The organism is Pseudophaeobacter sp. C1-32P7 (assembly GCF_041008775.1).
Lineage (GTDB): Bacteria > Pseudomonadota > Alphaproteobacteria > Rhodobacterales > Rhodobacteraceae > Phycobacter > Phycobacter gallaeciensis_A.
This window is the reverse complement of record NZ_JAXGFR010000006.1, coordinates 287,427-297,723: the sequence shown is the minus strand read 5'-3', so window position 1 is coordinate 297,723 and position 10,297 is coordinate 287,427. Positions and strand designations below refer to the sequence as shown.

Below are 10,297 nucleotides of genomic sequence, written 5' to 3'. Positions count from 1 at the left end.
GCCCAGAGATTTGAGAAACGAATTTGTAGCGCACATTGCGAAACGCACTCCCCATCATGAGATGGAGATCACATCGCAGCCGAAGCCATTAGCAGCAATGTGGGGTTGAGACGGCGCTTACTCCCTTGCCAAGGCTGCGGGAGAAAGCATCGGAGCCGTGGCTCGTTGGCACTGCGCCCGCACCACCTTCCGATCCTTTCGATCTTGACGGCCTCCCCCCGCTCATTGGCGCGGGCCTAGTCCGGTTGCATGCGCAACCGACTATCCAAAGGAGGAAAAAGGACATGAAAACAGATGTGTATCAGAAAGTAACAGACAAGATCATTGCCGATCTAGAGAAAGGCGAGCTGTCTTGGCTCAAGCCGTGGAACGCTGGCAACCTTGAAGGCAAGATTACCAAGCCGCTACGGCATAACGGCATGCCCTACAACGGAATCAACGTGCTGATGCTGTGGGGAGCGAGCGTTGAGGCGGGTTATCTCTCCCCGTACTGGATGACCTTTAAGCAGGCCAAGGAGCTTGGCGCATACGTCAAGAAAGGCGAGCGCGGCAATCTGGTGGTCTACGCCAACACCATCACGAAGACCGAAGAGCAGGACGATGGCAGCGCGGAAGTGCGCAAAATCCCTTTCATGAAAGGCTACAGCGTGTTCAACGTCGAGCAGATCGAAGGCTTGCCCGAGCACTATTATGCGAAGCCCGAGCCCGTGATTGATCCCGCCTTGCGGATCGAGCACGCCGACGAATTTTTCGGGCACACTGGCGCAGACATCCGCCATGGCGGCAACAGCGCCCACTATGCGAACGGCAGCGATCATGTGCAGATGCCAGCATTCGAAACCTTCCGCAGCCCTGAAAGCTACTACGCCACGCTTGCCCATGAGCTGACCCACTGGACGAAGCACAAGAGCCGCCTTGACCGTGACTTTGGCCGCAAGCGCTGGGGTGATGAAGGCTACGCCCGCGAGGAGCTAGTCGCCGAGCTTGGCGCGGCGTTTCTCTGCGCCGATCTGGAGCTGACGCCCGAGCCTGGCATGGATCATGCCGCGTATATCCAAAGCTGGCTCAAGGTCCTGAAGGAAGACAAGCGCGCGATCTTTGCCGCCGCTGCCCATGCGCAGCGAGCCGCAGACTTCCTTCACGGACTACAACCGCTGATCGAGGAAGAACAAGCCGAAGGAGTCGCCGCTTAAGCGGCGACTCCACAGGCAGAAAAATTTCGCGGCTGGCCTTATGGCCAGCCGCATCTATTCCGTGGTATTTTTTGTTTGATTGCCGACTATCCGTTTGTATATATTGGTTTCTTTTTAAATTTTTGAGCCAAAGAAATGAATTACAAGAAAAGCAAGAAACGCAGGTGGGGATGGATTATCTTCCTTGTCGCAATTTCACTGTTTGCCGTGTGGGAAGCGTATAACTATTTCCGCCTTGGATACCACACCTTGCCCGAACTATCGGAAAATGAATTCCCACTAGTGTTCTCGAATGGGTTAAGGGGAATCGTGGTGGACATGGAGGACGAAAGATACTCAATCGAGCCCAATCAAGAGCGAAAATACATTGGATTTGTGGCAGCAGAGGTGCCGGGGTGGTTCAAAGATTCTTGGTCATACTGCAAAGCTCCTACGGAAGAAGAACGTCGAGATATTGAAGAGAACTTCGATCCTGGGCCAGGCGCAAGGCTGGACGCCGTATGTTCTTTTGATGCCGATGGAGAAATTATCCATGCCGGAATCATATATTCCGTTCCAAAACTATAAATGCGGCCAGCCTGACGGCTGACCGCTGGTCGGTTAGAGACCTGGTGCGCGTGTCGCCAACTCGTTTTCGATGTTGCACATCGATTGGAGCGCGTCGCGGCGCTCTTGCGATCCGCGCGGGGCGGCGGCAAAGGCGTTGAACGCCTCGGCCAACAGGCCATGCAATTCTGCCGTGCTGCGGGATGCCGCTTCAAAACGTGAGACGAGTGTCATCTCATCCTCCTTTTGCTTCAAGGAGGCCCCGAACCACTCAGGGCCTTTCGGCCCCGCACAACCATCATCGGCCTATGGAAGGCCTGATGGTTCGGGAGTTGAACTTGATCCTGCAAACAGGCGGATGCGCAGATGACGCTTCGCTATCCGTTTGATGCGGTGATCTTCGCAGTGCTGGGTGGATGGATCGGACTATCGAACGAGCTCTGACAACGGCGCTTGCCCCGCCCCGTGCGTCCAAGAGCGGCGGCGCGTTCCAAAGGCGCAATCATCGACTGGTGGACAGGCGTGCCTCGCGCCCGTCAGCGCATAGGCGTCAGGCTGGCCGCTCTTTTCGTTTTCCGTACTGCTTTGAGTTCCTTTGCTCGTCGGTGGCTTGCACCCGAAGTGCCCTTAATCCCTGGCCGAAGCGGCTCGCCCTTCAATGTCCTGCCCGCGCCAAGAACCCGTGTTGAACATGAAGGCCGATCCTTTGCTCCGGCCTGTCGGGAGGGCGTTAGCAAGCCAACGACGAACAAAGGAGAAACATCATGGCACGCGAAAAAAACAACCAAAACCTGCCCCTGAATGCGCCCGACTATCTGGCGTGGCACGTCACCCAAAAAGGCGACAAAGCCTATTGGAACAAAGTCGGCGCCGCATGGAAGCACAAGGATGAGCGGGGCTACACGCTCCAGCTTGAGACCTGTCCGATCAATGGTCGCATCGTCCTGCGCCTGCCGCTGGAAGATGCACCCGACGCCGCAAACGACGCGGGGCGCTCATGAGCGCCCCCGTCAAATTGCAGGAATTCTTCGTTGATCCTGCACGTCTTGCGTCCGGCAGATGGTGCCACACGCGAGACCGCCAGATCGGGGAAGGTGATATCAGCGCCTCCTACAGCGCCGACAAGATCGCCGAGGGCCGCGTCCGCTTACCCTTCAAATGGCAAAATGCCCTTTGGGTTTCGGTCGGCGGCGCGTCCATAGGTAACCACCGCGCCGTGCAAGCCTACCGCATCATAGAACGCAAGTTCTATGACGGTGCGACGATCACCTACCACGAAAATGCTCGCCTCAGCGCTGCTGCCCGTGGACGGCCAGAAGGCTTCTATCACGGCATGAGCGTGAAATGGGGCAAGCTGGATTGCGTTCTGATCGGCCCTGCCAGCATCTTTCTTCCATCCGAAGAAAAGGCCGCGCCCGAGCAGGCCGATATGTTCGATCTTCTTTGAAAGTCAGGAGCCTTCGTCCGAAGGCTCCAACTTTGCGAGGTTGTCGGAGAGGGCCTGCTACTCGGCAATGAAATGGTCAAGTTGGTCTTTTTAAAGCGTTGTGCCGTAATAGCCATCGCACAACTCGCAAATCCGCACGCCTTTGTGGGTTGACGTGATATCGATGACAGACGCACCTTTTTCACCGAGACATTCAATAATCGTCCCGAATTCTTCTTCCAATATCTTGTGATGCCAATCGTAGTGCCCAGACATATTGTTCGTCATGCATCGTCCTTCCTGCTCTTGGATGCCATCGTAGCACTGTGACCGCGCTAAGGCGTAGCCCTGTCGCCGCCCCATCCACATCATTCTTGGGTACATCGCCCCCGCAGCCATCGCCTATGGCACATCGCAGACGCCAGCATCCCAAGCTTTCTTGCCTTTCGCTTCGGCTTCGTCCTTCCAGCAGATTTGCCGCTAACCCTGGCATGGCCGACTTGCCGATCAATGGGCTGCCCGCACCAGGCGTTGCCCCGTGTTGCCCATGAGCGCCTGCGTTTTCGCCCCTGCCGTTTCGGGAGCGTCCATCAGGACGAAACCCATGAAACGAAAGGAAAAAGCTATGGGACTAGATATGTATGCGATGATTTCAAGCGAACGCTTCGACAAAGAGGTCGATTTCAAGCCTCAAGAAGGCCGCGAGATTCACTACTGGCGCAAGCATCCCAACCTGCACGGCTGGATGGAGGCGCTATACTTCGACAAGGGCGGCGAGGCACAGAGCTTCAACTGTGTCGCGCTGGCACTGAACGAAGACGATCTCGACCGCTTGGAAGCCGACATCAAGGCAGGCAATCTGCCTCCCACACAAGGCTTCTTCTTCGGCGCATCCGATGGATCGGAGTCCGAAGACGATCTGTCCTTCATCACGAAAGCCCGTGATGCCATCAAGGAAGGCTTCACTGTCTACTATGACTCGTGGTGGTAGGCCTCCATTAGCGCCGCCCATTCAGGGCGGCGTTATTCTGGTCTATGATCTTCGTCATCGAGCCAGTCGTCGCGCTTCGCGCACGGCTTGAATTCCGGCACCAGCACATCGGGCTTTTGCTTGTGACGCGCATGGGTCAGCCGAATGGCGAGGCGCACCATATCATCCGCCGCCAGATGGAAATGCTGGCGGAGTTCATCGAGCTGGACTGCATGCGCTTCATCTAAATTGAGCATCAATATGTGTCGCATAGCTTTCTCCTTTCAAAATCCTAGAGGTTAAAATCCGGCCCTTGGTCGCGCGGGCGGCCACGGGCTTTGTCCTTGATCTTTGTCTCTTGCTGCATAGCGTGGTCTGATTTGACTTTGGCTGTTGCAGCATGGCCGCGCTGCATCGAGAGATAGGCGCTCATCTCGCCATGCAGATCGGCGATGTCTTGGCTGCGCTTCTCGCGCATTTGCTTGATGGCGCGCTGGAGCTGCTGGCGCTCGTCAAGCTGGCGGGCAACCAGATCGTCACGTTCGGCCTGATCGCGCATGTAGGACTGCCACGTCTCAAGCTCGTTCTGCGTTCTTATCTTCGAGTATTTCCCCGTGATGCGGCTCCATAGTCCACTGACGCCTTTCGGCAGACGGGCGGCTCTGGCTGCTGTTTCCTTGTCCCAACGGATACGCTGCATCTCATCGAGCAACTTGCGTTCTTCGCGGTGACGCTCCACCGCTTGGGTGCGCTTGAACTCGATTGTCGGGTGCTTCTCGGAATAGGTTCTGTTGATTTCAAGGACGTATTTGACGAGTTGACCGCTCACACGCTTCGCGATTTCTTCGCGGCGCTCCTGTACGGACGGCAGATTGTCTGCGTCATGGATACGGGCTTTGACATCCTTCGTCTTCACGCCTGACCAGCGGGCGAGCGCGTAAATCTCGCCTTGATAATCGACGGCGACAACGCCGCGACGATCACCGCGCGCGAGGAAATAGCCTTTCTCTTCGAGAGCGGCTTTCAGAGTGTCGGCATTGTCGGAGGACTCCCAGGCTTGCTTGAACGCAGCCTTCACCAGCCTTGGATCGGCCATAGCGCGTTTGGCTTGTTGCCACTCGGCGCGGGTAAAGTTGAGCGGGTTGCGCACGGCCTGATCGACAATACCCTTCGGCATGTCCCAGCCATTCTGGAGGTAGAGTTCCTTCGAGACCTCCATAAGGCGGCGCTTGAAGAACGGCAGGTTCTTCGCCGTCATGGTTTCGACATCGATCCTTGACCAAACCGCATGCGCGTGACGCCTGCCTTCCTTCTCATGGAAGACAATCGCGCGGGCGTGACCATCAAGCCCGAGCCTTTGTTCTGCCAGTTCGATGGCAGCTTCGAACGTGGCGACATCGACGCGCTCACCTTCCGGCGGATTCAGGCTCAGCGAGAATAGATGTTGCTGGCATCGTGTCCCCTTGGCGACGGCCTGCGCTTCCAGCAGGGCGTCTAGGAGTTGTTCATCGGAAACGAAGCCCCGAAGTTCATGCAACTCGACATGCTCGTTGTCCTGAAAATTCATGAGGTGACGGGCCAGCTTGGCGGCGTTTCCGCGTTGTGAGCCTTTCAAGATCATGGCTCACCTCCATCACTCAAGCTCCCGAGCGCACGCAGTAGCTCTTCCCGCATCGCCTTCACATCGGCGCAGGCTTGGCGAAGTTCTTCTTCGACCTCATGCGATACAGGGAGCGATCCGCTGTTCGAGGCGCGGGCAAGCTGGTTGAGATTTTGCGACAAGCGTGAGGCTCCGAGCGCGCCGAGAACGCGCCCGAGGGCTTCCTGATCCTTAACGGGATAGCGTCCGCGCTTTTTGCGCGGCGCAGCATCATCCCCGAGCAGTTGCTCACGGATATACCGCCCAAGCGGCATGCTGCCCCGCAACATATCCAGCTTGGCACGCTCATCGAAGGTGAAGCGCAGCGAGAACGGCGGCGGATACTTGGGCCGCTGATCCTTGGCTAACTTATTGAAACGTCTATCTAAGGTGCTCATCGCCGCACCTCAGATCGCTCAGATCATACGGTGCGAGATGGTGTTCCCATTCTTGGAAGACCTCAAACAAGCGGTTCGATTCCGCTCCAGTTGGGTCCACCATCTTCCTCCTTGAAATGATTGATATTTTCATCGGGAATGATGGTGGCATCCGCCCGTATCGGGTCGAGGTCTCCCAATACAGCACTCCCCATCGCTTCAGCTCTGGCAGCCGGTTTTGCCCCGTTTCCAGCCTCATATTCCCCTTCCCCTACCCCCATAACGGGCATCGGCTTCGGGTCAGATTCCCCTAAAGGCCCCGCCCCCGGCAGGATGCAAAAAGACCCGGTACAGGACCGGGTCAATCTTCAAAAATCACTGATATCCGGCAGCGGAGACCGCGCCCTGAGGCGTCACTCTGCCGGGGTTTTGACCGCCTGCATCACCCAGGCCTCCAGCGCATCAAGATCGGCCTCAGCCGCCTCTGCCATACCGCCAGAGAAATCCTTGAAAGCCTCCACATTCATCCGGTTGACGCCAGATACGACCGGGATACCCATGGCGAGCGCCTCGCCAATGACGGGGCGCATGCCGCGGCCATCGGCCTCGTGCTTGCCGAACTTGTTGACCAGAAGCACCTGCGGTGCGGGCGTCTGAGCAAGGCTCTCGGTGACCTGCCCTACCGCCTGCTCCAGCGCACCGGGGTTCAAGCGGCAGCCGCGGGCCTCTGGCCCCAGAGACTGGGAAATGCGGATCACCTCATCCCCCGGCAGCACCCGCACATCCATGTCGCAGAGCTTGTCATCATAGCATTCGGTATTGGTCTGGACGATTCCCGCCAGACGCAGCCCGCGCGTCTGCAAACGCTCGGCCAGCGCGGTCAGCAGCCGGTCGGTGGCGCCGCGTTCAGTGGTCATGACATAGGCCAGGCTCATCGGGAGACCTCACTTGGTTGTGGTTCTGTTCAGCGAAAAAGATCCTAGCGCGGTTTCAGGGAGTGGGCCAGAGGGGCATTTGCCGCGCCACCAGAGGGGCAGCGCGGCAAGAAAAGGTGACTTAGAGACCCAGCGCGTGGCGGCGTTCCTCGGCAAAGCCTTGCACGATCCGGTCAGCAATCAGCGCCAGAATCGCCATCGCCGCGCCTGCAGAGATGCCCAGCCCCACATCCGCCTGCCCTAGCGCGAGGTAGATCGACTGGCCCAGACCGGTGGTGCCGATCAGCGCTGCGATCACCAGCATGGCAAAGGCATAAAGGATGGTCTGATTGAGCCCCAGAAGGATGGTCGGCGCCGCGTAGGGTGCCCGCACATCGCGCATCATCTGCCAGCGGGTCGCGCCCGAAGCGGTCGCGGCCTCGATCATCTCGGCGGGTGTCTCGGTCAGACCATGACGGGTATAGCGGATCATCGGAACGATGGCATAGGCCATGATGGCGAGGAAGGCCGAGAACTCGCCAATCTGGAACACCATCAGCACTGGGATCAGGAAGACAAACAGCGGGATCGTCTGCAGCATGTCACAAATGGGACGCACTACGCGCCAGACCATAGGTGAGACCGCCGAGGCAAGCCCGATGGCGCCGCCCAGGACCGCGCAGGCAAAGACCGAAGCCCCCGACAGGTACAGGGACAGAAGTGCCCGTTCCCACAGGCCAGACAACAGGATCGTTATCAGCAGAACCACAGACAGCGCCGCCAGACGCACGCCGCCTGCAACAAAGGACAAAGCCCCTACCCCGACCAGCACAAAGGGCCAGGGAAGCTGCGAAATTCCCGTTTCCAGCATGCCCGTGGCGATCAGGATCACCACACCCAGCGTCAGCTTGCCGCGATAGGCACAGTACAATCCTGCAACGGCGCCTGCAGCAAAGAGCGCAAGGCTCATCCCCGTGGTCCAGACAAAGCCCCAGGTGAAAGGCAGCACCGCCTGGTCAAGCCCGATCCTGAGCGGCAGCAGCACATAGAACATCACGCCGTTCTTGACGCTGGTCAGCAGCTCGGCATTGGCGCTGGTAAAGGCCGACAGGCCCGCGTCGACACGATCCGCCGTACTGTCGAACAGCGCATAGTCGCCCGGATGCTGCAGCTGGCCGTAAAAGGCCAAACTGACGATTGCGCCGAGCACAAGGATCGCCAGCGACACGCGCCCGTCATAGCTGCGGCGCCTTTCATCGGCGAGCGTGCCGCTCATCCGGTCGATCAGGATGGCAAAGATCACGATCACAAAACCGGCCAGCAGGCTGGCACCGAACTGTGCCTTGCGCATGGTCAGCAGCACTTCCCAGCCGATGTCGTCAAACCCCCCGATGACGGCAGCGATGATCACCATCGACAGGGCCGCCATCAGGCATTGGTTGACGCCCACCATGATCTGCGTGGCCGCGGCGGGGATTTCCACCTGAAACAGCTGCTGCATGCGGGTGCCACCAGCCATCACGGCGGCTTCCTTGATTTCCGGTTCGATCCGCTCCAGCCCCAGCATCACGTTGCGGGCCATCGGCGGCGCCGCATAGATGGCCGAGGCGATCAGCCCCACCACCGGACCAAAACCGAAGAGCACCAGCAAGGGCGTCAGATAGGCAAAGGTCGGCACCGTCTGCATCACGTCCAGGAGCGCCTGAACCGGCGCCCGCACTCGGGGGTATTCATTGGCCAGCACGCCAATGGCACCACCAACCACCAGCGCGAGCGGCACCGAGACCGAGACCAGCGCCAGCGTGTTCATGCTTTCGGGCCAGTAACCCGAGGCGAGCACCGCACCCAGCCCCACCGCAGCCATCTGCGCCATCGCCAGCCCCCCGAGGCGCCAGCCCAGCGCCACCGTGGCCGCGATCAGCAATGGCCAGGGCGTTTCACTCAAGATCCAGCCTGCGGCCTCCATCGGATAGGCCATCAGAGCAGAAAACATTCGGGCTGCCGGTTTGATCAGGGCCAGAAAGCTCTCGATCCCGCTGCCGACCCAATCGGTCGCGGGCAGGACCCAGCCTTTGGGGAATGAAACAAGCCAAGGCGCGACGCCTTCCAGCGCCAGACACAGAATACCCACCACCAGCGCGACCAGCGCGGCGCGGCTGCCTTTGCTGAGCATCATCATGCCGCCGGATCCACCTGCAGGGCCGCCGCCAGATCTGCCGGATTCACCACGCCCAGCAGCGCGCCATTTTCGTCACGCACTGGCACGGGTTCATACAGCTCCATGCAGCGCGCCAGCGCCGCATCCAGCGTCATGTCGCGGCGCAAACCCGGATCGTCGGGGCCATGGGACAGATCCCCGCCAGTTTGCATGACCGAAGCCACATGAGCGTGCTGCCCCTTCGCGACATCCTTGGAGAATTCACGCACGTAATCATCCACCGGGTTCAGCACGATGTCCGAAGGCGTGCCGATCTGCACGATCTTGCCATCGCGCATGATGGCGATGCGGTCGGCCAGCTTCAGCGCCTCATTGATATCATGGGTGATAAAGACGATGGTGGTTTTCAGCTTGGCCTGAATGTCGAGGAATTCATCCTGCAACTGACGTCGGATCAGCGGATCCAGCGCCGAAAACGGCTCATCCAGGAACCAGACGGAGCAATCCGCCACGAGGGAGCGCGCGATGCCGACTCGCTGGCGCTGCCCGCCGGACAGTTCACGTGGGAAATTCTTTTCGCGCCCGCCAAGGCCGACCAGTTCGATCACCTGCTGCGCCTTGGCCAGACGGTCCTTCTTGCGCATCCCCTGCACCCGCAGCGGATAGGCGACGTTTTCGGCCACGCTCATATGCGGGAACAGGCCGAAGTGCTGAAACACCATGCCCAGCTTGTTGCGGCGCAACTCGATCAGCCGCTTCGGGCTGGCGGTGCGGATGTTTTCGCCGTCGATCAGGATGTCGCCGCCGGTGCCCGGCAAGAGCTGCGAGATACAGCGGATCAGCGTCGATTTTCCCGACCCGCTGAGCCCCATGATGACGAACAATTCGCCCTCTTTCACCTCGAATGTGGCGTCCTGCACCGCGGGCGTCAGCCCCTTGGCGCGCAGCGCCGCGGCAGCCTCTTCGGCAGATTGAGTTTCGGACAGCGCCTGTTTCAGAGCACTGTCCGCATGGGCGCCGAACACCTGCCAGACATTCTGGCAGGTGATGGCCGGTGTCGACGTGTCACTCACG

The 10,297-nt window shown here is 59.3% G+C and carries 13 protein-coding genes; 5 read left to right on the top strand and 8 right to left on the bottom strand.

Going from position 1 to position 10,297, the window contains the following annotated elements:
- Positions 1 to 284: 284 nt before the first annotated feature.
- Together SM763_RS11395 and SM763_RS11390 are read left to right on the top strand one after the other, a co-directional pair.
- Entirely contained in the window at positions 285 to 1,193 is a 909-nt protein-coding gene (locus tag SM763_RS11395; protein WP_368998612.1) for an ArdC family protein, read from the top strand.
- A 135-nt stretch (positions 1,194 to 1,328) separates the two neighbouring features.
- Positions 1,329 to 1,760: a hypothetical protein gene (locus SM763_RS11390; protein ID WP_368998611.1), complete on the top strand. Its 432-nt coding sequence runs from the start codon at positions 1,329 to 1,331 to the stop codon at positions 1,758 to 1,760.
- Positions 1,761 to 1,793: 33 nt separating this feature from the next.
- On the opposite strand, the gene SM763_RS11385 is transcribed toward SM763_RS11390, so the two are convergent.
- The gene (locus SM763_RS11385; RefSeq protein ID WP_368998610.1) at positions 1,794 to 1,973 is read right to left on the bottom strand and encodes a hypothetical protein; all 180 of its coding nucleotides are present in this window, start codon (positions 1,971 to 1,973) and stop codon (positions 1,794 to 1,796) included.
- Positions 1,974 to 2,503: 530 nt separating this feature from the next.
- On the opposite strand from SM763_RS11385, the gene SM763_RS11380 reads away from it, so the two are divergent.
- Both SM763_RS11380 and SM763_RS11375 read left to right on the top strand, forming a co-directional pair.
- On the top strand, positions 2,504 to 2,740 hold the full coding sequence (locus SM763_RS11380; protein WP_368998609.1) for a hypothetical protein: 237 nt from the start codon (positions 2,504 to 2,506) through the stop codon (positions 2,738 to 2,740).
- 14 nt (positions 2,741 to 2,754) lie between these two features.
- The gene (locus SM763_RS11375) at positions 2,755 to 3,186 is read left to right on the top strand and encodes a hypothetical protein (protein ID WP_368998608.1); all 432 of its coding nucleotides are present in this window, start codon (positions 2,755 to 2,757) and stop codon (positions 3,184 to 3,186) included.
- Between the two features lie 90 nt (positions 3,187 to 3,276).
- Here the strand turns inward: SM763_RS11375 and SM763_RS11370 are convergent, their stop codons facing one another.
- Entirely contained in the window at positions 3,277 to 3,453 is a 177-nt protein-coding gene (locus SM763_RS11370) for a hypothetical protein (protein ID WP_368998607.1), read from the bottom strand.
- 316 nt (positions 3,454 to 3,769) lie between these two features.
- On the opposite strand from SM763_RS11370, the gene SM763_RS11365 reads away from it, so the two are divergent.
- Positions 3,770 to 4,156: a phosphoglycerate kinase gene (locus SM763_RS11365; protein ID WP_368998606.1), complete on the top strand. Its 387-nt coding sequence runs from the start codon at positions 3,770 to 3,772 to the stop codon at positions 4,154 to 4,156.
- 32 nt (positions 4,157 to 4,188) lie between these two features.
- On the opposite strand, the gene SM763_RS11360 is transcribed toward SM763_RS11365, so the two are convergent.
- The 6 genes from SM763_RS11360 to SM763_RS11335 form a co-directional block, all read right to left on the bottom strand.
- Positions 4,189 to 4,407 (bottom strand): hypothetical protein, encoded by a 219-nt coding sequence (locus SM763_RS11360; RefSeq protein ID WP_368998605.1) that lies wholly within the window; start codon positions 4,405 to 4,407, stop codon positions 4,189 to 4,191.
- A gap of 20 nt (positions 4,408 to 4,427) precedes the next feature.
- Positions 4,428 to 5,756: a relaxase/mobilization nuclease domain-containing protein gene (locus SM763_RS11355; protein ID WP_368998604.1), complete on the bottom strand. Its 1,329-nt coding sequence runs from the start codon at positions 5,754 to 5,756 to the stop codon at positions 4,428 to 4,430.
- Entirely contained in the window at positions 5,753 to 6,172 is a 420-nt protein-coding gene (locus SM763_RS11350) for a hypothetical protein (RefSeq protein ID WP_368998603.1), read from the bottom strand. Before SM763_RS11350 ends, SM763_RS11355 begins: the two co-directional genes overlap by 4 nt.
- Before the next feature lie 392 nt (positions 6,173 to 6,564).
- Positions 6,565 to 7,086 (bottom strand): DUF2478 domain-containing protein, encoded by a 522-nt coding sequence (locus SM763_RS11345; protein WP_274830050.1) that lies wholly within the window; start codon positions 7,084 to 7,086, stop codon positions 6,565 to 6,567.
- Positions 7,087 to 7,207: 121 nt separating this feature from the next.
- Positions 7,208 to 9,244, bottom strand: coding sequence for an ABC transporter permease (locus SM763_RS11340; protein WP_368998602.1), 2,037 nt, complete (start codon positions 9,242 to 9,244; stop codon positions 7,208 to 7,210).
- Entirely contained in the window at positions 9,241 to 10,296 is a 1,056-nt protein-coding gene (locus tag SM763_RS11335; protein WP_274830052.1) for a quaternary amine ABC transporter ATP-binding protein, read from the bottom strand. The genes SM763_RS11340 and SM763_RS11335 overlap by 4 nt, the downstream gene beginning before the upstream one ends.
- Position 10,297: the final 1 nt, after the last annotated feature.